The following is a 22,193-nucleotide window of genomic DNA, read 5'->3' as shown; positions in this document are numbered from 1 at the left end:
CGCCGGTCAGCCGGCGAGCTTCACGTCAGTACGCACTCGGACGCGTCGGGTCCACTCAGCCGGACCCGGAACGCCCTCAGTTCGTCGCGCCGAAACACATGCACCGTCACGCGGTCCCCCGCCCGATGCTGCGCGAGCAGCAGATCGAGCCCTGCCGGCGCATCCACGCGCAGCCCATCGATCGCGACCAGCACATCCCCCGCGGACAATCCGCCCTTGTGGCCGGCGCCGCCTTCCAGCACGGTTGCCAGCGTCAGCGAATCGCCCTGTTTGCGCGTGCGCACGTCCAGCGATGGAATGTGCGCCGACGCCTTCCATTGCAGCGACACGCCATGGGGTTCAAGCAGCGCCGCCAGCGGCACATCCGCCGTCCCGTAGGCATGGCGGTCGATGAAGCGGCGCGTGTCCACGCCGGTTGCCTCCAGGATCAGCGCCGGCAATCCGTCTTCCGGCAGACCTTGCTGATTGCCGCGGTAGAAATCGCGGCCGTAGCGGTCCCACAGCAGCCGCATCACATCGTCCAGCGAATGCGCGCCGGAAGACGCCTGGCGGATCAGCAGGTCCAGCCCCAGGGCCACCAGCGCGCCCTTCGTGTAGTAGCTCACCAGCGCGTTCGGGGAGTTCTCGTCCTGCTTGTAGTAGCGCGTCCACGCATCGAACGAGCTCTCGGCCACCGACTGCTTGTGGCGGCCCGGCGTGCGCGCCACGCTGGTGATCGTCTTGGCCAAGAGGCGCAGATAATCGGCGCGCGCGATCACGCCCGAACGCAGCAGCAGCAGGTCGTCGTAGTAGGACGTGAAGCCCTCGAACACCCAGAGCAGGCGCGTCAGGTCCGGCTGCGAAAGATCGTACGGCGCGAACGCGTCCGGCTTGATGCGCTTGACATTCCACGTGTGGAAATACTCGTGGCTCACCAGTCCCAGAAAGCCGCGATAGCCTTCGCCCTGGCCTTGCTGGCCCAGCACCGGCAGGTCCTTGCGCGCGGTCATCAGCGCCGTGCTCGCGCGATGCTCCAGGCCGCCGTAGCCGTCGCCCGTCACCATCGTCATGAAGACATAGCGGTCGGTACTGTCCAGGAACGGCGCGCGTTTGGTGCGGGGCTCGAAAAACGCGATCTGGGTTTCGCAGATTTTCTTCACGTCGTCGGTGATGCGCGCAAGATCCAGGTTCGGCGCGACGCCCGTGAATACCAGTTCGTGCTCCGCGCCATGCGCCTCGAAACGCGATACCTGCGGCGTGCCCATCTCGACCGGATGATCGATCAGCCCGTCATAGTCCGGGGCCAGGTACAAGCCAAAGCCGTGGCGGCGGGCCGCGCCCCGGTGGCCCACGGCTTCGGGCAGGCTCGTGTACACCTTCCAGCCCTCGATGCCGCGCGGCGGCGCCAGGTCCAGCAGGCAAGGCTCGAGCTCCTGGCCATGCACGCGCAGGAACACGCTGGTCCCATTGAAAAAGCCGTGCGTCTCGTCCAGGTGCGCGCCGCGCACCGACAGGTCCCACGCGTAGACCGTGTATTCGATGCGCAACGGCCCGTCGCAGGGCGCCGCCTGCCACGTGTGGTTATCAATTTTGTCGACATTCACGCGCCGCGACCCCGCATAGGCGGCCACCGATTCGATCTGGCGCGAAAAGTCGCGGATCAGATAGCTGCCCGGTATCCAGGCCGGCAATGACAGGCGCTGGCCGGCGGGGGAGGGCGAGGCGACGGTAAGGGTTATCCGGTAGCGGTGTCCGGCGGGATCATGGGGCGCGAGGCGGTAAAGTATGGGAGGCACGTCATCATTTTTCTTCATGCTCATATCTTATTACCGGAGACATTCATGAGCGAGTCGTTTGTACTGGTCGAAACCCGAGGCCGAGTCGGCCTGCTGACGCTGAATCGTCCGAAGGCGCTCAACGCGCTGAACGATCAGCTCATGGACGAACTCGGCGCCGCGCTGCTGGCTTTCGAGTCCAATCCCGACATCGGCTGCGTCGTCATCACGGGCAGCGAAAAGGCCTTCGCGGCGGGCGCCGACATCGGCGCCATGAAGGATTGGTCGTACATGGACGTGTACGGCAGCGAATACATCACGCGCAACTGGGAGACGCTCAAGCGCATCCGCAAGCCCGTGATCGCCGCGGTGGCCGGCTACGCGCTGGGCGGCGGTTGCGAACTGGCCATGATGTGCGACATCATCATCGCGGCGGACACGGCCAAGTTCGGCCAGCCCGAGATCAAGCTGGGCGTGATCCCCGGCGCGGGCGGCACCCAGCGCCTGCCGCGCGCCGTCGGCAAGGCCAAGGCCATGGATCTTGCGCTGACCGCGCGCATGATGGGCGCCGAGGAAGCGGAACGCGCGGGCCTCGTGTCGCGCGTGGTCGCCGCCGACAAGCTGCTCGAAGAAGCCATGGACGCGGCCACGGTCATCGCCTCCATGTCGCTGCCTTCGGTCATGATGGCCAAGGAATGCGTGAACCGTGCCTTCGAGGGCTCGCTCAACGAAGGCCTGCTCTTTGAACGCCGCGTGTTCCATTCGCTCTTCGCCACCGAAGACCAGAAGGAAGGCATGGCCGCCTTCACCGAAAAGCGCAAACCCGACTTCAAACACCGTTAAGCCTTGTTACTCGCCGGCCTGCGCCCCACGCAGGCCCGCCAACGCCAGGCGCGCCCTATGAAGGCGCGCCTTTTTTCATGCATGCGCGCTGCAACATGCGGGTTTCGCCTTGAAACGTATGGCTAGCACCTTGTTGCAGACTTCGCCCCTATCCTGAATAAGCGTCATCCCGAGGTGCCGCGCCAGAGCGGCTTGCCCACGCTGGCAAGTCGCGCGGCGGCTCGCTCGCAAACAAAATCAAGAAGGAGCCTTGCATGCGTAAATCTACCGCTACCCGCCGGCTGTCCACGGCTGCGCTCGCCGGCGCGCTCAGCGTCTGCTTCCTCAATGTCGCCCAGGCTCAATCGCCGCAACCCACGCTGCGCCTCGTGTCCGAGACGCCGTACCCCGCCGCCCAGGCCGCCGCGCCGAGAATGAGCGAGCAGGAATTGCGCGACACAGCCATCGATGCCTATGTCTATGCCTACCCCATGGTGTTGATGGAGCTGGCGCGTCGCCAGGCCACCGCCGTGCAAAGCCCGCTGGACGGGAAGGCGCCGATGAACCAGTTCGGACACAAGGCGGCGTTCCCGGATCCGCGCGCGACCGATGCGCCGTGGCCCAGCGCCGACGCGCTGTACTCCAGCCTGTGGTTCGATGTCTCGCGCGCCCCGCTCATCATCAACCTGCCCGACACCGGCGGCCGCTACACCGTGCTCTCGGCCCTGGACATGTGGAGCGATGTCTTCGCGTCACGCGGCACGCGCACCAACGGGTCCGGCGCGCAGTCGTTCGCCATCGTCGGGCCGCACTGGCAGGGCAATCTGCCCGCGGGTGTCGACGTGATCCGAAGCCCGACGTCGATGGGCTGGCTCATCGGCTGGACGCAAGCGGGCGGTCCGCAGGACTACGCCGCGGTCAATCAGATCCAGGCCGGCATGACGGCGCGTCCCATGCTGGCGCCCGTGACGCCCATGACGGCGCCGCGCGGCCGCAATGCCGGCTCGGCCTATCCGCAGACCGGCGCGGGCGTCGGCACGGCGCCGATCGGCAGCAACCTGCCGATGCCCATGCCGGCCCCGGCCACCACGGTGCCCGACGGCACGCCCGCCGAACAGGTCGCGGGCATGGATGCCGCCAGCTTCTTTGCCGTGTTCTTCGACGCGCTGCGCAACAACCCGCCGCACGCCAACGACACGCCCATGCTCGACCGCATGCGCCGTATCGGCCTGGACGACCGCCAGCCGTTCTCGTATGGCCGCCTGAGCCCGGCCGTGCAGCAGGCGCTGACGGACGCGCAGCCGCTGGCCGGCCGCCGCATCGCCGACAACGTCTCGCGCCTGGGCACGCCGATCAACGGCTGGAACACCGTGCTGACGGGCATCGGCACCTACGGCACCGACTACACGCGCCGCGCCGCCATCGCCTATGCCGGCCTGGGTGCGCCGACGCCGGAAGACGTGCTGTATCCGGTCACGGTGTCCGATTCCAAGGGTCGCATGCTCGACGCCAGCGAAGACTACGTGCTGCACTTCGACAAGGGCCAGCTGCCTCCGGTCAATGCGTTCTGGTCGCTGCATGTCTACAACGACAAATACGGCTTTGCCGAAAACCCGGCCAACCGCTACGTGATCCGCAGCACCGACGGCCTGAAGTACAACGCCGACGGCTCGCTCGACATCTACGTCCAGCGCCGCGACCCGGGCGAGTCCAAGCGCGCCAACTGGGTCAGCACGCCGGCCGCCGACGGTCCGTTCGTGCTCAGCATGCGTCTGTATTCGCCGCAGAACACCGCCCTGGACGGGCAGTGGGCGCCGCCGCCGGTCAAGGAAGACTGAGACCAGGCGAGTGCACAGGGCGCGCGGTCCCCGGCAAGGGGCCGCGCGCCTTTTCATGGGCCGCGCAGGCAGATGCATGCGCCTCGGCGGCCCGCCCGGTCGTCCCCTTTTTCAATGCGCGGCAGGCGTTGTTGCCACCTTACAAACGGCCGAAAGTTCATTTGCTAGGGTAAAACGAATCAAGCTATACTCTGCGGGTTTGACGCTTGCGGGATAAGAACATGCGCCTAGAAAAGCGCGTCGATTCCCTCAGGGGCCAAGCCCTTCGGGGTCACGTTACCCTTATGGGCACGTTAGGCGGGGAAGTTTGATGCAGCAGAACTCCATGCAGCCACAGCAAAGCTTAGGGCCGCGCCCTGGGCAAAGTCTGGGGGCGGGTCTGGATCAGGATTCGATCGATCCGGATATGGTGGATAAGGTTCTGGTTCTCAGCGACGCGGATCGCGCGGCGCTGGATGCTCAGGCTAGCCGCGGGCTTCTGTTGGCATTGGCGGCGCAAGGCGCCATGGGGTTCGCAGCAGCAGTAATAGCGGGGGTTGTCGGAGGGGCGGCGGCTGGTTGGTCGGCGCTGGCGGGGGCAGGAGCGTATTTCATACCCAATGCGTTGTTCGCATTGCGCCTGGCTGTCAGCGTTCGGGCCGGTAAAGCCAGTCCCTTTACCTTTCTCTCTGGTGAGTTGATCAAGTTGTTCGCAACGGCGTTGCTGTTGTGGCTGCTTTCGCGTGTGACGCAGGACTGGCTTGTATGGCCCGCCGCGTTGCTCGGTCTGATACTCACATTGAAGGGCTATCTCCTGCTCCTGATGTTCCGCAGGCTGTCTTAGCGCCGAGTAAGTTGCGGCAAACGAAATCGTGGAATCGTCCGGTTCGCAAGGGCCGGGCATACAGCAAATAGGGTAGGATTCAAATGGCTGCTGCCAGCGACGTGTCGCCTCAATCCGCGTATATTCAGCATCACCTGGTGCATCTGAACAATACCGGTGAGAAACAGAGCGCTATTGCTCAGTTCGACATCATCAATTACGACTCGTTGTTCTGGTCCGGCCTGATGGGCCTGATCGTCATTTTCTTCCTGTGGCGCGCCGCGCGCCGCGCCACCAGCGGCGTTCCTTCCCGCTTCCAGGCCTTCGTGGAAATGATCGTCGACATGGTCGACGACCAGGCCAAGGGCATCGTCCACAACGCCAAGAGCCGTCTTTTCATCGCCCCGCTGGCCCTCACCGTGTTCCTCTGGATCATCCTGATGAACGCGCTGGACCTGCTGCCCGTTGACCTGCTGCCGTCCATCTGGCGCCTGACCGGCCTGGGCGCCGAGCACGGCGATCCGCTCTACTACCACCGCATCCTCCCGACCGCCGACCTGAACGTGCCGATGGGCATGTCGCTGGGCGTGCTGCTCCTGATGTTCTACTACGGCATCAAGATCAAGAAGCCGGGCGGTTTCGTGAAGGAACTGTTCACCGCGCCGTTCCATGCGCATGGCCTGGGCGCCGTCGTCCTGGCTCCGTTCAACCTGCTGCTGAACCTGATCGAATACGCCGCCAAGTCCGTGTCGCTGGGCATGCGGTTGTTCGGCAACATGTTCGCCGGCGAACTGATCTTCATGCTGATCGCCCTCCTGGGCGGCGCCTGGACCGGCTTCAACGGCGCCAGCATCGGCTTGGGCTTCGGCCACATCCTGGCTGGCTCGATCTGGGCAATCTTCCACATCCTGATCGTCCTGCTCCAGGCCTTCATCTTCATGATGCTGACGCTGGTGTATCTCGGCCAGGCTCACGAAGGCCACTGATCCCCCGAATTTCCAGCGCCGGCCACCCGGCCGGCGCGGGATAGCAAGATTATCTTGCATTGAGCTGTACCTCTTATTTTTCAATTTTTGACTTCAGATTTCTAACCAAGGAGTTGTCATGACCAACGTCGCTTTCGTTGCCCTCGCTTGCGGTCTTATCATCGGTCTGGGCGCTATCGGCGCTTGCATCGGCATCGCACTGATGGGCGGCAAGTATCTGGAAGCTTCGGCTCGTCAGCCTGAACTGATGAACGCTCTGCAAACGAAGATGTTCCTGCTGGCTGGCCTGATCGACGCGGCATTCCTGATCGGCGTGGGTATCGCCATGCTGTTCGCCTTCGCCAACCCGTTCGTCGGCTAAGGCACCGCCCGCCGGCAAATAGGTGGGTCATGACGCTGGCGGCGATGAGAGCAACGGCTCCATCGCCGATCAGCAAAGTATCGAGTGCTCCGCGACGCCCCTTTCCGGGAGCGGTCGGAGCCGCAAGGTGTTAAAGGAACGACCGTGAATCTGAACGCGACGATCATTTTCCAGATGCTCGTGTTCTTCGTTCTGGGCTGGTTCACGATGAAATTCGTGTGGCCTCCCCTGACGAAGGCGATGGACGAGCGCCGCCAAAAAATCGCCGACGGCCTGGCCGCCGCCGAGAAGGGCAAAGCCGACCTGGCTCAAGCCCAGGCGCGCGTCAGTCTGATCGAGGCTTCTGCCAAGTCCGAAAACCACGCCCGCATCATCGAGGCCGAGAAGCAAGCCGCCTCCCTGATCGAGCAGGCCCGCCGCGAAGCGGAAGCCGAACGTGCCCGCATCGTGGCGCAGGCTGCCCAGGATGCCGCGCAGGAAGTCCAGCGCGCCCGTGAAGCACTGCGCGACGACGTTGCCGCGTTGGCCGTCAAGGGTGCTGAACAGATCCTCAAGCGCGAGGTTGACGCCCGCGCACACGCCGAGCTGCTGAACCAGCTCCGCGCGCAGCTCTAATCCGGGACCGTCATGGCTGAACTTTCCACTGTTGCCCGGCCCTACGCTGAAGCCCTCTTCAGCGCAGCGCGCGACGACAAGGCCGGTCTGCCGGCGTGGGCCGACCTGGTCAGCGAAATGTCGCAGGTCGCCTCCAACCCCGACGTGCGCGAGGCCATGGCCGACCCGCGTCTGGGCGACAAGCAGCGCGTCGACCTGTTTACCGGCCTGATCAAGGCCGATTTGCCGCAAGCCGCCCGCAATTTCATCGAGCTGCTGGTCGAAAACGACCGGCTGCTGCTGCTGCCCGAGATCGCCTCGCAATTCGTCGCGCTGCGGAATCGTCACGAAGGCACGGCGCAGGCGGAAATCACCAGCGCGTTCGAGCTGAGCGATGCCCAGGTCAAGGACCTGATCGTCGCGCTCGAACAAAAATTCGGCCTCAAGCTCAAGCCCAGCGTTACCGTCGACCCGTCGCTGATCGGCGGCGTGCGCGTGGCCGTCGGCGACCAGGTGCTCGATACTTCCGTACAAGCCCAATTGGTCCGCATGCGCGATCAGCTCGCCGCTTAAGGCTACTAACAGGATTCCAGGAGTCAATATGCAACTCAATCCCTCCGAGATCAGCGAACTGCTCAAGAGCCGCATCGAGGGCCTGGGCGCTTCGGCTGATGTCCGTACTCAGGGCACCGTCGTGTCCGTGACCGACGGTATTACCCGCATCCACGGCCTGTCGGACGTGATGCAGGGCGAAATGCTCGAATTCCCCAACAACGTTTTCGGTCTGGCGCTCAACCTCGAGCGTGATTCCGTCGGCGCCGTGATTCTGGGCGACTACACCGGCGTTTCCGAAGGCGACCAGGTCAAGACGACCGGCCGCATTCTGGAAGTCCCGGTCGGTCCGGAACTGAAAGGCCGCGTGGTCAACACGCTGGGCGAGCCGATCGACGGCAAGGGCCCGGTCAACGCCAAGGCCACCGACATCATCGAAAAAGTGGCGCCTGGCGTTATCGCCCGCCGCTCGGTGTCGCAGCCGCTGCAAACCGGCATCAAGGCTATCGACTCGATGGTTCCCATCGGCCGTGGCCAGCGCGAACTGATCATTGGCGACCGCCAGACCGGCAAGACCGCCGTGGCCGTCGACACCATCATCAGCCAGAAGGGCAAGGGCGTCACCTGCGTGTACGTCGCCATCGGCCAGAAGGCATCGACGATCAACAACGTGGTCCGCAAGCTCGAAGAGCACGGCGCGATGGAATACACCATCGTCGTGGCTGCCTCGGCTTCCGACTCCGCCGCCATGCAGTACCTGGCCGCCTACGCCGGCTGCACGATGGGCGAATACTTCCGCGATCGCGGCGAAGACGCCCTGATCGTCTATGACGATCTGACCAAGCAAGCCTGGGCCTATCGCCAGGTCTCGCTGCTGCTGCGCCGTCCGCCGGGCCGCGAAGCCTACCCGGGCGACGTGTTCTACCTGCACTCGCGCCTGCTCGAGCGTGCCGCTCGCGTCAACGAAGAATACGTCGAGAAGTTCACCGAAGGCGCCGTCAAGGGCAAGACCGGCTCGCTGACCGCGCTGCCGATCATCGAAACCCAGGCAGGCGACGTGTCGGCCTTCGTTCCGACCAACGTGATCTCGATCACCGACGGCCAGATCTTCCTGGAAACCGACCTGTTCAACGCCGGTGTCCGCCCCGCCATCAACGCCGGTATCTCGGTGTCGCGCGTCGGTGGTGCTGCCCAGACCAAGGTCGTCAAGAAGCTGTCCGGCGGTATCCGTACCGACCTGGCGCAGTACCGTGAACTGGCCGCCTTCGCGCAGTTCGCTTCCGACCTGGACGACGCGACCCGTCGCCAGCTGGAACGCGGCAAGCGCGTGGTGGAACTGCTCAAGCAGCCGCAATACCAGCCGCTGCAAGTGTGGGAACTGGCTGTCACGCTGTACACGGTCAACAACGGCTACCTGGATGACGTGGACGTGGCCCAAGTGCTGTCGTTCGAGAAGTCGCTGAAGGATCAGTTGAAGGCCAAGCACGCTGCCCTGATCCAGCGCATCGAAGACACCAAGGAACTGTCCAAGGACGACGAGGCCGAACTGGCTTCGACCATCCAGGAATTCAAGAAGCACGGTGCTTTTTAAGAAAGTGATGGGTTAGGCGTCCGCGACGCCTCGCCCATCCTTACCGGATGGATGAGGCGCCAGCGGAACCCATCGGCCAGTCTTCACAGGAAAGCGCAATGCCCGGAATTAAGGAAATCCGAACCAAGATCAAGAGCGTGCAAAACACGCGCAAGATCACCAAGGCGATGGAAATGGTCGCCGCATCCAAGATGCGCAAGGCGCAGGAACGGATGCGTGCCGGCCGTCCGTACGCCACCAAGGTGCGCGAGATTGCTGCGCACCTGATGCAGGCCAATCCCGAGTACAGCCACCCGTACCTGGTCGAACGCGAAATCAAGGCGGTCGGCGTGGTCATGGTGACGACCGACAAGGGTTTGTGCGGCGGCTTGAACACCAACATCACCCGCGTGACGTTGGCCAAGCTGAAAGAGTTCGAGAAAAACGGCGTCGCCGTGCAAGCGACCGCTTTCGGCAACAAGGGCGTGGGTGTGCTGACCCGTATCGGCGCCAAACTGGTTTCCCAGGAAGTGCAACTGGGCGACAAGCCGCAACTGGACCGCCTGCTGGGCGCGATCAAGGTGCAGCTGGACGCCTACCTGGAAGGCCGCATCGACGCGCTGTACGTGGCCTCGACCCGCTTCGTCAACACGATGAAGCAAGAGCCCCTGTTCCTGCGTCTGCTGCCCCTGGCCAGCGGTTTGGAAGATCCGTACCAGACGGGCGCCGAAAGCCTGGCCAAGACCTCGGAAGTGAAGTCGGAATACAGCTGGGATTACATCTACGAACCCGACGCCCGTAGCGTGATCGACGACCTGCTGCAGCGTTACGTTGAAGGCCTGCTGTACCAAGCCGTGGCCGAGAACATGGCTTCGGAGCAGTCGGCCCGGATGGTCGCCATGAAGGCGGCGTCGGACAACGCCAAGAAGGTCATCGGCGATCTGCAACTGGTCTACAACAAGACCCGTCAGGCCGCGATCACCAAAGAAATTTCGGAAATCGTAGGGGGCGCTGCCGCCGTTTGAGGCAGGCAGCATCCCGTCAAAAGCTATCAAGCAAGGAATCGACATGAGCAACGGAACCATCGTTCAGTGCATCGGCGCCGTGGTGGATATTCAGTTCCCCCGCGATCAAATGCCCAAGATCTATGAAGCGCTTACTCTGGCCGACGAGGGTTCCTCGTTCGCCGAAAAGGGTCTGACGCTGGAAGTGCAGCAACAGCTGGGCGACGGCGTGGTGCGTACCATTGCGCTGGGCTCCAGCGACGGCCTGCGCCGCGGCATGAAGGTCACCGGCACGGGCGCCCCGATCTCGGTGCCCGTCGGCACCGGCACGCTGGGCCGCATCATGGACGTGCTGGGTCGTCCCATCGACGAAGCCGGCCCGATCCAGCACGACGAAAAGCGTGGCATCCACCAGCCCGCTCCCCGTTTCGACGAACTGTCGCCGTCGGTGGAACTGCTGGAAACCGGCATCAAGGTTATTGACCTGGTTTGCCCGTTCGCCAAGGGCGGCAAGGTCGGCCTGTTCGGCGGCGCCGGCGTGGGCAAGACCGTCAACATGATGGAACTGATCAACAACATCGCCAAGCAGCACAGCGGCTTGTCGGTGTTCGCCGGCGTGGGTGAGCGTACCCGTGAAGGCAACGACTTCTACCACGAAATGGAAGAGTCGAACGTTCTGGACAAGGTCGCCATGGTGTTCGGTCAGATGAACGAACCCCCGGGCAACCGTCTGCGCGTGGCGCTGACCGGCCTGACGATGGCCGAGAAGTTCCGCGACGAAGGCCGCGACATCCTGTTCTTCGTGGACAACATCTACCGCTACACGCTGGCCGGTACCGAAGTGTCCGCACTGCTGGGCCGTATGCCGTCCGCCGTGGGTTACCAGCCCACGCTGGCCGAAGAAATGGGCAAGCTGCAAGAGCGCATCACGTCGACCAAGACGGGCTCGATCACCTCGATCCAGGCCGTGTACGTCCCTGCGGACGACTTGACCGACCCGTCGCCTGCCACGACCTTCCAGCATTTGGACTCGACCGTCGTGCTGTCGCGTGACATCGCCGCCCTGGGTATCTACCCGGCCGTGGACCCGCTGGATTCGTCCAGCCGCCAGCTCGACCCGCAAGTCGTCGGCGAAGAGCACTACGCCGTGGCCCGTGGCGTGCAGCAGACGCTGCAGCGCTACAAGGAACTGCGCGACATCATCGCGATTCTGGGCATGGACGAACTGTCGCCGGAAGACAAGCAGGCCGTGGCCCGCGCGCGCAAGATCCAGCGCTTCCTGTCGCAGCCGTTCCACGTTGCTGAAGTGTTCACCGGCTCGCCCGGCAAGTACGTTCCGCTGGCTGAAACCATCCGTGGTTTCAAGATGATCGTGAACGGCGAATGCGACGCGCTGCCGGAACAGGCTTTCTACATGGTCGGCTCGATCGACGAGGCCTTCGAGAAGGCCAAGAAACTGCAATAAGGAACCGATATGGCTACCCTGCATGTGGATGTGGTCAGCGCAGAGGAAGCGATCTTCACCGGCGAGGCGAAGTTCGTGGTTCTGCCTGGCGAGTCGGGTGAGCTGGGCATTCTGCCCGGCCACACCCCGCTGATCTCGCGCATACGCCCCGGAACGGTCAAGATCGTTCGTGCCGACCAAGGCGAGGAAAACATCTTCGTCGCCGGGGGTATCCTGGAAGTTCAGCCGGGCAGCGTGACGGTCCTGGCCGACACGGCTATCCGTGCCGCCGACCTCGACGAAGCCCGTGCCCTGGAAGCGCGCCAGAAGGCCGAACTGGCCCTGGCCAACGCCAAGGACAAGGCTGACATCGCTGTCGTCGAAGCCGAGCTCGCCATGCTGGCTGCGCAAGCCATCGCGGCGCGCAAGCTGCGCCAAGGCGGCCGCTCGCACTAAGCGGCAAGATGCTCTCCGGGCGCGTCCCGGACCTGGAAAAAGCGGCCTGCGGGCCGCTTTTTTCATGCCTGGAGAAAGCGCGGCAGGGCCGCCGCGCCGCCTCGCCGCGCCGACGGCGGCCCGCCGCAATGCGTTCACTACGAATAGCCGGGTGCGGCCTGCAAAAGTAGCCTGCAGTTTTGCGATGCAGACGAGGAAGGCATGCGAGACGTGCTGGATTGCGGGGTGCTGCTGGCGCCCGGCCACGAAAAGACGATGGGCGCCTGGGTCACTGGCCATCAGGCGGGGCTGACGCGCGTGCGGCTGCATCCGGTGCCGTTGCCTTCGGTACCGCCACGTTCGGTGCCGCCACATGCAGTGCCGCCAGATACGGTGCCACCCCACACGGTGCCGCCGGGCGTTCGTCCTGATGAGAACGACGGCGCCGACGCCGCGCCGGCGCCCGATGCGCTGGCCCGCATCGCGTTGTCGCTGCGGCGTTTCGACGGTTGCATCCTGCCCGTGGCGCCGTGCTCGCTCGCCTGGGCCCGCATGGCGCTGCAGCAAGCGCGGGACGCGCTGACGACGCCCATCCTGCTCCTCATCCACGACGTCAAGGCGCCCGCGATCCTGGACCTGCTGAGCCTGGGCGCCGCGGACTTCATCGGCCAGCCGGTCTGCCTGGAAAGCATGCGGGTGCGGCTGGCCCGCCTGGCCCGCCCAGGCGCCGCCCGGCCAGGCAGCGTGGCGGGCGGGGTCCACGAACGCCAGGTCAGCTACCTGGGCGCCCCAGCCGAGGCGGACCGGGCCATGCCGGCCTTGGCGCCGGCCCATGCGATGCGTGCCAGCCGCGCGGCGGGGGCCGTCCCGACGCCCTGGGCCGCCGCGCCGCATGCGCGGCCCCGGGTGCCCGCCGACATCGTCGAGCAGGCGTTGAACACCATGCGCCATCAATACAAAAGATCCGCCCCGGAGACATTCCGCGCGGCCAAGGCGCAGGTCGTGAACGGCTTCGAGCGCGAATACATCCGGCATGCGCTGTCGCGCCACGGGGGCAACGTCGCGCAGGCGGCGCGCGCCTGCGCCAAGCACCGGCGGGCATTCTGGGCGCTGATGCGCAAGCACGGCATCGACGCCGCGCCATATCGCCAGGCCGCGCTGGCCGTGGGGCGCGTCAGCATGGAGGACTGATACGGGGTCGCCGCGATACCGACCGCTGCGTCCGGCACCGTCACGCGCGACCGCATAGGCCCCCGCCGCGCGCCCGCAGCACATCATGCCGCCTGGCCCCGTTGCGCCCGGTCAAGCCGGCCATGGCGGGTTCGGCCGCCTTGTCAGCCAGGGGAAGTAAACTCACGGCTTCCGATCGTCGAGGTTAGCCGTGTCTGCTCCCCGTTTGAAGAACGATGTGTTCCTGCGCGCCCTGATGCGCGAACCCGTGCCGTATACCCCCATCTGGCTCATGCGCCAGGCGGGTCGCTATCTGCCCGAGTACCGCGAAACGCGCGCGCGCGCGGGCTCCTTCATGGGCCTGGCGCAGAACCCGGACTACGCCTCGGAAGTCACGCTGCAGCCGCTGGAACGTTATGACCTGGACGCGGCCATCCTGTTTTCCGACATCCTGACCGTGCCTCATGCCATGGGCCTGGGCCTGGACTTCGCCGAAGGCGAGGGCCCGCGCTTTGCGCATCCCATTCGTACCGAAGAGGACGTGGCGCGCCTGGCCGTGCCCGACATGGACAAGCTGCGCTATGTCTTTGATGCGGTCAGCGTGATCCGCCGCGATCTGGACGGCAAGGTGCCGCTGATCGGCTTTGCCGGCAGTCCCTGGACGATCGCCTGTTACATGGTCGAAGGCAAGGGCAGCGACGACTACCGCCTGATCAAGACCCTGCTGTATTCGCGCCCCGATCTGCTGCACCGCATCCTCGAGATCAACGCCGAAGCCACCCTGCAATACCTGAACGGCCAGATCGCCGCGGGCGCCCAGGCCGTGATGCTGTTCGATAGCTGGGGCGGCGTGCTGGCTGACGGCCTGTTCCAGCAGTTCTCGCTGGCGTACACCCGGAAAGTCGTGGCGGGCCTGACGCGCGAGCATGAAGGCCGGCGCGTGCCGGTCATTGTGTTCACCAAGGGCGGCGGCCAGTGGCTCGAAGACATTGCGGCCTGTGGCAGCGACGCGGTCGGCCTGGATTGGACGGTGGACCTGGCGGCAGCCCGCCGCCGTACCGGCGACTCGGTCGCGTTCCAGGGCAATCTGGATCCGATGGCGCTCTTTGGCGGCGCAAGCGCCATTCGCGCGGAAGCGCGCCGCGTGCTGGACGCCTTCGGGCCGGTGGGCAAGGGCGGCCATGTGTTCAATCTGGGGCACGGCATTTCCCGCTTCACTCCGCCGGAAGCTGTAGCTGAATTGGTCGATGAAGTCCACCAGTACAGCCGCGCCCTCCACGCGTAAGTAAGTGAACGCTTCGGTCCCAAGGGCCGGAGCAAGTGGGCCCCGCGGCCGACTTGTGCACAATAAATTCAGGGCCAGGGAAAACCCTCTCTAAGCTGGCTTACAATCTTGAAACTTGCTTCAAGTGCTTGTTTTAAATAGGAAAATGCGGTTTATCAACAAGGGTGCAATAGTTTGTGCATTCTTGCCATATTCCATTTTCTGATGTTGCCCTGGCCTTTTCCCCAAAGTTATCCACAGGAGCCGGTGGAAGATTGGCGCTCCGACAAGCGACAATCCTGTCATCCCGGTCCTGCCGCTCCTCATTCTTTCGGCTAGTCCTTTTTCAGTAGATGCATGTCCCCATCCCCCATGCCTGACGCAGACGCGAACCCGGATACCACAGCGGTGTGCTGGGTGCGCGTGGCGTTGGACGTGCCCTTGCCCGGCCCCTTCGATTACCGCAGCGACGCGCCGATTGCCGCCGGCCTGCGGGTGATCGTTCCGTTCGGCCGGCGCAAGATGATCGGCGTGGTGGTGGACAATCCGGCCGAACCGTCATTCGACCCCAAGCAGATCCGCCCCATCGAAGCCGTGCTGGACGACCTGCCGCCCTTTGACGCGGCCTGGTTGCGCATGGCGCGGTTTGCCGCGGACTATTACCAGCGCCCCTTGGGCGAGGTGATGCTGCCCACGCTGCCGCCGCCGCTGCGCAAGCCCACGTCATACCAAGGCAAGCGATCCGGGGAAGGGCCGGTGGCGCGCATGGATGCCCGCAAGCGCAAGACGCCGCGCGCCCCGGCCACGCCCGACCAGCCGCCGCCGCTGAACGACGCCCAGCACGCCGCCGTGGAGGCCATCGCCGCGCTGGGCGGTTTCAAGCCCGTGTTGCTGCATGGCGTGACCGGCAGCGGCAAGACCGAGGTCTATCTGCGGGCAGCCGAAAAGGTCCTGACGGCCGGACGCCAGGTGTTGCTGCTGGTCCCGGAAATCAACCTGACGCCGCAGCTCGAAGCCGCGCTGCGGGCTCGCCTGGAGTCGCTGGTGGGGCCGGAGGGCCTCGCGGTGATGCATAGTGGCCTGTCGGACGGCGAACGCCTGCAAGCGTGGACGCGCGCCCACCGTGGCCAGGCCCGGATGCTGCTGGGCACGCGCATGTCGATTTTCGCGCCGCTGTCCGAGCTGGGCCTGATCGTCGTCGACGAAGAACACGATGCGTCCTACAAGCAGCAGGACGGCCTGCGCTATTCGGCGCGCGACCTCGCGGTGTGGCGGGCGCATGACCTGGACATTCCGGTGGTCCTGGGCTCGGCCACGCCGTCCCTGGAAACCTGGCAGCACGCCGAGCGCGGCCGCTACCTGCGCCTGACGCTCCCGGGGCGAGCGCGTTCGAGCGAATTGCCCGCGATCCGGCTGGTGGACACGCGCCGTCTGCAGCTAAAGCAAGGGCTGTCGCCCCAGCTCATCGACGCCGTTGCCCAACGGCTCGAGCGCAAGGAACAGTCGCTCATATTCCTGAACCGCCGCGGCTATTCGCCCGTGTTGCACTGCCAGTCCTGCGCCTGGGTCAGCAACTGCCCGCGCTGCACGGCATTCACCGTGCTGCATCGCACGGATGGCCGCGGCCATCGGCTGCAGTGCCATCACTGCGGCTACCAGGCCCCGGTGCCGCGTGCGTGCCCCGAGTGCGGCGACCAGGATCTGGCGCCCATGGGACGCGGCACGCAGCGCGTCGAGGAACATCTGGCCGAGCTGTTCCCCGAGGCGCGCATCCTGCGCATCGATGCGGACAGCACGCGCAAGAAGGGTAGCGCCGAAGCGCTGTTCGCCTCGGTCCATGCGGGCGAGGTCGACATCCTGGTGGGCACGCAGATGGTGGCCAAGGGCCACGACTTCGCGCGCCTGGGGCTGGTGGGCGTGCTGAACGCGGACTCCATGCTGTTCGCCCACGATTTCCGCGCGCCCGAACGCCTGTTCGCGCAGTTGATGCAGGTGGCCGGCCGCGCCGGACGCCATCAGGGCAATGGCGAAGTGCTGATCCAGACGGGCTACCCCGAGCAGCCCGTCTACCAGGCCCTCTTGCGCCACGATTACGCCGGCTTCGCGCGCCACGCGCTGCACGAACGCGAAAGCACCGGCCTGCCGCCCTTTGTCTACCAGGCGCTGCTGACCGCCGAGGCGCGCGAGCTCAAGGTCGCCCAGGCGTTCCTGGAGCAGGCCCGGTCGCTGCCCGAGGGGGAATGGGCGGCCGACTTTCCGGGCATGGACGCGATCATGCTGTATGACCCCGTGCCGTTGCGCGTGGTGCGCGTGGCCAACATCGAGCGCGCCCAGCTGCTGGCCGAAAGCAGCAGCCGGCCGGCCCTGCAGGCGTTTCTGGCGTCCTGGTCGCGCCATCTCCCGTACCTGGCCAACGAGGCCCGCGTGCGCTGGCAACTGGAAGTCGATCCGCTGGAGATCTGATCGTGTCGGTGCGCCGGTGCGCCATCGATCCGATTGTTCTATGATCGTCTTCCTCTATCGCGCCGGCGCGGCAGACCCGCTGCGGCGGCTGCGCCCGTCCCCTTTTTTCCGCGTTTTTCCGGCCTGCTCGCGGGCGGCGGCAAGGCTTTTGCCTGCCGGCCGCCACGGCATGGCCGCCGCGACGCACGCATGACCACCTGACTCTCCAATGTCCGCAAGCGAACCGATTGGCCACGGCATGAATCCCGCGCAACGGGAGGCGACGCTCTACCTGGACGGCCCCTGCCTGGTGCTGGCCGGCGCGGGCAGCGGCAAGACGCGCGTCATCACGCAGAAGATCGCCTACCTGCTGCGCGAATGCGGCTACATGGGCCGCAACGTCGTGGCGCTGACCTTCACCAACAAGGCCGCGCGCGAAATGGACGAGCGCGTGAAGACGCTGGTGGACCGCAAGCTGTCCAAGGGCCTGATCATCAGCACCTTCCACTCGCTGGGTGTGAAGATGCTGCGCGAAGAAGCGCGCAACGCGGGCCTGAAGCCCACGTTTTCCATCCTGGATGCCGACGACGCCATGGCGATCATCCAGGAACTGCTGGCGACCACCGACAAGGCGCGCCTGCGCCACGTGCAGGGCATCATCTCGCTGTGGAAGAACGCGCTGCTGGAGCCGGACGACGCGGCGCGCGAGGCCATCACGCCGGGCGACGTCGAAGCCGCCAACGTCTACCGCAGCTATGCCGCGACGCTGGCCGCCTATCAGGCCGTGGATTTCGACGATCTCATCCGCATCCCCGCGCAGCTGCTGGCCAGCAACGAAGAGGTGCGCACGCGCTGGCAGAACCGCGTGCGCTATCTGCTGGTGGACGAATACCAGGACACCAACGTGTGCCAGTACCGGCTCGTGCAGCTGCTGACGGGGCCGCGTGCGATGTTCACCGCGGTGGGCGACGATGACCAGGCCATCTACGCCTGGCGCGGCGCCACCATCGAGAACCTGGCCAAGCTCACGACCGACTACCCCAACATCAAGCTCATCAAGCTCGAGCAGAATTACCGCTCGGTGCAGCGCATCCTGGCGGCCGCCAACCAGGTCATCGAAAAGAATCCCAAGCTCTTCGAGAAAAAACTCTGGTCGGAACTGGGCGTGGGAGAGCCCATCACAGTGTCGCCCATGGACGGCGAAGAGCACGAGGCCGAATCCATCGCCATGAAGGTGTCGGCCGCGCGCTTCGAACGCCAGGCGCAGTGGAAGGATTTCGCGATCCTGTACCGCAGCAATCACCAGTCGCGCATCCTGGAGCAGGCGCTGCGCAACCTGAAGATTCCGTACACCATCTCCGGCGGACAGAGCTTTTTCGACAAGGCCGAGGTGCGCGACATCCTGGCCTACCTGCGCCTGCTGGCCAACGACGATGACGACCCCGCCTTCATCCGCGCGGCCACCACGCCCAAGCGCGGCATCGGCCAGGCAACGCTGCAGGCGCTGGGCCAGTACGCGGCCAGCCGCGAGCTCTCCTTGCTGGCGGCGGTGGCCGAGACCGGCCTGGAAAGCCAGCTCGCGCCCCGCCAGATCGAGCAGCTTCGCACCTTTGCGGAGTTCATCCGGCGCATGCAGTGGCGCGCCGGACGCGGCGCGGCCTCGGGCAAGGACGCCGCGCCCGCCGAACCCGCCGGCGCGATCCTGGACGATCTGCTCGAAGCCATCCAGTACGAGCGCCATCTGTTCGAACTGTTCGACGAACGGCCGGCGCAGACGCGCTGGCAGAACGTGCTCGAATTGACCGGCTGGCTCAAGCGCAAGGCCGAGGAAGACAACATGACGCTCTTTGACCTCGTCCAGCACGTGGCCCTGGTCACGATGCTCGAGCGCGGCGAGGAAGAAGAACCCGACGCCGTGAAAATGTCGACCCTGCACGCGTCCAAGGGCCTGGAGTATCCGCACGTCTACCTGGCGGGCGTGGAAGAGGGGCTGCTGCCGCACCTGGGCAAGGACGACGAAGTCGGCGACCCGGCGCGCGCCGCCGAGAACCTCGCCACCCGCATCCAGGAAGAACGCCGCCTGATGTACGTCGGCATCACGCGCGCGCAGCGCACCCTGCACCTGAGCTGGTGCAAGCGCCGCCGGCGCGCGCGCGAAGACCTGGTGCGCGAGCCCTCGCGCTTCATCGAGGAAATGGGACTGGGCGACGTGCGCATCCAGGAAGACGACGCCACGGCCGCCATGAGCCCCAAGGAGCGCATGGCCATGCTCAAGGCGCTGCTGAACAAATAGCCAAATAGCGGGGGCGGGCAGTGGGGCGCTGAGCGCCACATTCGCGCCACGCCGCGCGCAGGCTTGAAGAATCGCACCGGTCGCTCCTACACTGGCCTGTCCGGATCGAAGGAGCGCATCATGTGCCGTTGGCTGGCTTACACCGGTAGTCCCCTGCAAATGGAGAGCGTGCTGTTCAAGGCCAAGCACTCGCTCATCGAACAAAGCCTGCATTCCCGGCTGGGCGCCACCACCACGAACGGGGACGGATTCGGGCTGGGTTGGTACGCCCGTCACGTCGAAGGCCGGCCCAGCGAACCGCCTTTCCGCTACCGCAGCGTGCATCCTGCATGGAACGACCGCAACCTGCGCGAGGCGGCCCGCGCCATCCATTCGCCCCTGTTCGTCGCGCACATCCGCGCCGCCACCGACACGCCCGCGCAGGAAACCAACTGCCATCCGTTCCGCCACGGGCAATGGCTGTTCGTCCACAACGGACTCATCCGCGACTATCCTCTGATGCGCCGCGACCTGATGCTGATGATCGCGCCGGCGTACTTCGGGTCGCTCGAAGGCTCCACCGATTCCGAGGTGATGTTCCTCTTGGCGCTCACGTTCGGGCTGGACGAGGACCCCATCGGCGCGATCGCGCGCATGGTCGGCGCCGTCGAAGCGTCCGGACGGCGCCATGGCGTGGCCCATCCCATCAACATGACCGTGTGCGCGCTGGACGGCGAGCGCCTCATCGCGGTGCGTTATTCCAGCGAGGGCGACTCGCGCACGCTGTTCCACAACACCTGCGTGCGCCACCTGCGCGAGCTCTATCCCGACAACGCGCAGATCGCCGCGCTGGACGACGACGCGTTCCTGCTGCTGTCCGAGCCGCTGTCCGACATGGCCGGCGTATGGGAAGAAGTGCCCGAGGCGACCGCCATCATCGCGGGTCGCGGCGATGTCAGCCACCATCGGTTCACGCCGATTCCGCCGGGCGCCTGAAACGCCTGCAATACGCTAAATAAGGGTCATCAAGCACGTATTTCGCATATAGGGGAGAATACGGATCGCATGACTTTGCGACGTCCTGGGCCGCGAAAGCACCCCAACTCAATAAGGAAGTTGCATGACTGATAGCCAAACCCCGCAGGCCACTGACGCATTCGCGGTGTTTACGCGCACGGGGAGCGCCCCGGATAGCTTTGAATTGCACGAAAACGGCGTTGTCAGCCAGCAAGGCGGCACCCGCATCTACACCGCGTTCGCGGACATCCAGGATCTTTGCCTGTACCCGTCCACGCAGGACAACACGGCGGGCCCGGCCGACAGCCTGGCTTATCGCAGCCGCACGGACAGCGCCTGGACCGTGGCGTCGGGCGTCAACGAATTCAGCAAGTTCATGGACGCGTTCCGTTCCCGCTATGTCGCCCAGCGGCTGCCGGTGCTGGAAGCGCTGACCGAACAAGGCGACCGCGTCACGTTCCGCTATATCGTCGGCGGCCAGTTTCCGGACCTGGAAACGCGCGAGTTGTCGCTGTCGTCGCAGGGACTGCACATTGACGGCGCCACCTGGCCCTACGAGTCGCTCCGTCCCATCGACCTCGATGACTGGACCGACAGCGTCAGCCTGCAGGACGAGAACGGCAAGACGGTTTTCTCATGCCAGGTCGCGCGTATCCTGAGTTCAGACCTGTTCGTCAACCTGGTCTACGACCAGTTGGGACAGACCGCGGAATACGCCTGACGCGGCTGCGGCGGCGGGTTCAATGGCCTGAGTGCAGTGCCGGATTCAGCGTTCCCCAGGCCGCGGTGCGCACCAGCGTCTCCACGGCGCCGGTCTGGGAATTGCGGCGGAACAACAGTCCATGCTGGCCCGCCAGCGACACCGCCTTCACCACCGCGCCTTCCGGCGTCAGCACCCGCGTGCCGGCGGTGACGTAGCAACCGGCTTCCACCACGCAGTCATCGCCCAGCGAAATGCCCAGGCCCGAATTGGCGCCCAGCAGGCATCGCTTGCCGATCGACACCACCTGCTTGCCGCCGCCCGACATGGTTCCCATGATGGACGCGCCGCCGCCGATATCGGTGCCGTCGTCCACCGTCACGCCCGCGCTGATGCGTCCTTCGACCATCGACGCGCCCAGCGTGCCGGCATTGAAATTGCAGAAGCCCTCGTGCAGCACGGTCGTGCCCGGCGACAGGTGCGCGCCCAACCGGACACGCGCCGTGTCGGCAATGCGCACGCCGCTGGCGACGACGTAATCCGTCATCCGGGGAATCTTGTCCACGCCCCGGATTTCCAGCACCTGTCCGGTGGCGCGCAGATGCCATCGCAACGCGTCCACCTGATCCACCGCACACGGCCCGACCGAGGTCCACGCGACATTGGCCAGCACGTTGAAGAGGCCGTCGAGATTGGCGCCGTGCGGGCGGATCAACCGGTGGCTGAGCAGATGCAGCCGTAGGTAGGCGTCATGCGCATCGACGGGCGGTTCGTCGAGCGACGCAATGGCGGTGCGCACCGCCACGATATCCACTTTGCGGCGCGTGTCCCGCACCAGCGCCGTGGCCACATGTTCCCCCAGCGCGGCGCGTGCCTCTTCCGGGGTCAGATGACGGGTTCCGGTGGCCGGCGAGTTGTCGGCCAGGGAGGGACGCGGATACCAGGTATCAAGAATGGTGCCGTCGGCGGCAAGGGTGGCAAGGCCGTATGCGATGGCGCTGGTGGGCGTGTGGGACATGGGAATTGCGGGTGGGGATGTCGAGTGGGCGACATTCTAGGCGAATGTTTTGGGGTGTTGGTGGTATTGCGATAGTGGTTATTTTGATTACGAATGTGGTTATTTTGGTGGTGCGGCTGCATCAGATCTTCGTAGGTCGCCCGACGCC

General features: G+C 65.3%; 20 protein-coding genes. 18 read left to right on the top strand and 2 right to left on the bottom strand.

Features of this window, described 5'->3' with window-relative positions; genetic code table 11:
• Positions 1–20 precede the first annotated feature (20 nt).
• Positions 21–1,793: a M61 family metallopeptidase gene (locus BMW75_RS10655; RefSeq protein ID WP_092579540.1), complete on the bottom strand. Its 1,773-nt coding sequence runs from the start codon at positions 1,791–1,793 to the stop codon at positions 21–23.
• A 27-nt stretch (positions 1,794–1,820) separates the two neighbouring features.
• Here BMW75_RS10655 and BMW75_RS10650 point away from each other — a divergent pair, with 27 nt between their 5' ends.
• From BMW75_RS10650 to BMW75_RS10570, 18 genes are all read left to right on the top strand, one after another.
• Positions 1,821–2,597, top strand: coding sequence for an enoyl-CoA hydratase (locus tag BMW75_RS10650; protein ID WP_076518582.1), 777 nt, complete (start codon positions 1,821–1,823; stop codon positions 2,595–2,597).
• 254 nt (positions 2,598–2,851) lie between these two features.
• Positions 2,852–4,414 carry a DUF1254 domain-containing protein gene (locus tag BMW75_RS10645; RefSeq protein WP_092579172.1) on the top strand — a complete coding sequence of 521 codons (1,563 nt, stop codon included), beginning with the start codon at positions 2,852–2,854 and terminating at the stop codon, positions 4,412–4,414.
• A 409-nt stretch (positions 4,415–4,823) separates the two neighbouring features.
• The gene (locus BMW75_RS10640) at positions 4,824–5,237 is read left to right on the top strand and encodes an ATP synthase subunit I (RefSeq protein ID WP_369825611.1); all 414 of its coding nucleotides are present in this window, start codon (positions 4,824–4,826) and stop codon (positions 5,235–5,237) included.
• A gap of 83 nt (positions 5,238–5,320) precedes the next feature.
• The gene (gene atpB / locus BMW75_RS10635) at positions 5,321–6,202 is read left to right on the top strand and encodes a F0F1 ATP synthase subunit A (RefSeq protein WP_008167481.1); all 882 of its coding nucleotides are present in this window, start codon (positions 5,321–5,323) and stop codon (positions 6,200–6,202) included.
• Positions 6,203–6,320: 118 nt separating this feature from the next.
• Entirely contained in the window at positions 6,321–6,563 is a 243-nt protein-coding gene (gene atpE, locus BMW75_RS10630) for a F0F1 ATP synthase subunit C (RefSeq protein WP_003815363.1), read from the top strand.
• A 144-nt stretch (positions 6,564–6,707) separates the two neighbouring features.
• Entirely contained in the window at positions 6,708–7,178 is a 471-nt protein-coding gene (locus BMW75_RS10625; protein WP_008167494.1) for a F0F1 ATP synthase subunit B, read from the top strand.
• Positions 7,179–7,190: 12 nt separating this feature from the next.
• Positions 7,191–7,730: a F0F1 ATP synthase subunit delta gene (locus BMW75_RS10620; RefSeq protein WP_076518584.1), complete on the top strand. Its 540-nt coding sequence runs from the start codon at positions 7,191–7,193 to the stop codon at positions 7,728–7,730.
• Positions 7,731–7,758: 28 nt separating this feature from the next.
• Positions 7,759–9,300, top strand: a complete 1,542-nt coding sequence (gene atpA / locus BMW75_RS10615) for a F0F1 ATP synthase subunit alpha (RefSeq protein ID WP_092579170.1) — start codon at positions 7,759–7,761, stop codon at positions 9,298–9,300.
• A 98-nt stretch (positions 9,301–9,398) separates the two neighbouring features.
• A complete protein-coding gene (atpG, locus tag BMW75_RS10610) occupies positions 9,399–10,304 on the top strand; it encodes a F0F1 ATP synthase subunit gamma (protein ID WP_076518586.1) in 906 nt (301 codons plus the stop codon).
• Between the two features lie 43 nt (positions 10,305–10,347).
• Complete coding sequence (atpD, locus tag BMW75_RS10605) at positions 10,348–11,748, top strand: F0F1 ATP synthase subunit beta (protein ID WP_042795567.1); 1,401 nt, start codon at positions 10,348–10,350, stop codon at positions 11,746–11,748.
• A gap of 9 nt (positions 11,749–11,757) precedes the next feature.
• The gene (locus BMW75_RS10600) at positions 11,758–12,183 is read left to right on the top strand and encodes a F0F1 ATP synthase subunit epsilon (RefSeq protein ID WP_056327609.1); all 426 of its coding nucleotides are present in this window, start codon (positions 11,758–11,760) and stop codon (positions 12,181–12,183) included.
• Positions 12,184–12,384: 201 nt separating this feature from the next.
• A complete protein-coding gene (locus tag BMW75_RS10595; protein WP_175493146.1) occupies positions 12,385–13,353 on the top strand; it encodes a helix-turn-helix domain-containing protein in 969 nt (322 codons plus the stop codon).
• A gap of 190 nt (positions 13,354–13,543) precedes the next feature.
• Complete coding sequence (hemE, locus tag BMW75_RS10590; RefSeq protein ID WP_076518587.1) at positions 13,544–14,617, top strand: uroporphyrinogen decarboxylase; 1,074 nt, start codon at positions 13,544–13,546, stop codon at positions 14,615–14,617.
• A gap of 351 nt (positions 14,618–14,968) precedes the next feature.
• The gene (locus BMW75_RS10585) at positions 14,969–17,059 is read left to right on the top strand and encodes a primosomal protein N' (protein WP_076518588.1); all 2,091 of its coding nucleotides are present in this window, start codon (positions 14,969–14,971) and stop codon (positions 17,057–17,059) included.
• 40 nt (positions 17,060–17,099) lie between these two features.
• Complete coding sequence (locus tag BMW75_RS29440) at positions 17,100–17,252, top strand: hypothetical protein (protein WP_156902788.1); 153 nt, start codon at positions 17,100–17,102, stop codon at positions 17,250–17,252.
• Between the two features lie 15 nt (positions 17,253–17,267).
• Entirely contained in the window at positions 17,268–19,331 is a 2,064-nt protein-coding gene (locus BMW75_RS10580; protein ID WP_092579165.1) for a UvrD-helicase domain-containing protein, read from the top strand.
• A gap of 120 nt (positions 19,332–19,451) precedes the next feature.
• A complete protein-coding gene (locus BMW75_RS10575; RefSeq protein WP_076518590.1) occupies positions 19,452–20,306 on the top strand; it encodes a class II glutamine amidotransferase in 855 nt (284 codons plus the stop codon).
• Between the two features lie 124 nt (positions 20,307–20,430).
• On the top strand, positions 20,431–21,048 hold the full coding sequence (locus BMW75_RS10570; protein ID WP_092579163.1) for a hypothetical protein: 618 nt from the start codon (positions 20,431–20,433) through the stop codon (positions 21,046–21,048).
• Between the two features lie 19 nt (positions 21,049–21,067).
• On the opposite strand, the gene dapD is transcribed toward BMW75_RS10570, so the two are convergent.
• Positions 21,068–22,045, bottom strand: coding sequence for a 2,3,4,5-tetrahydropyridine-2,6-dicarboxylate N-succinyltransferase (gene dapD / locus BMW75_RS10565; RefSeq protein ID WP_076518592.1), 978 nt, complete (start codon positions 22,043–22,045; stop codon positions 21,068–21,070).
• Positions 22,046–22,193 lie beyond the last annotated feature (148 nt).

It is taken from the genome of Achromobacter sp. NFACC18-2, assembly GCF_900108985.1.
GTDB lineage: Bacteria > Pseudomonadota > Gammaproteobacteria > Burkholderiales > Burkholderiaceae_B > Achromobacter.
Note: the sequence above shows the minus strand (reverse complement) of the source record. Positions and strands in the feature narration are given on the sequence as shown.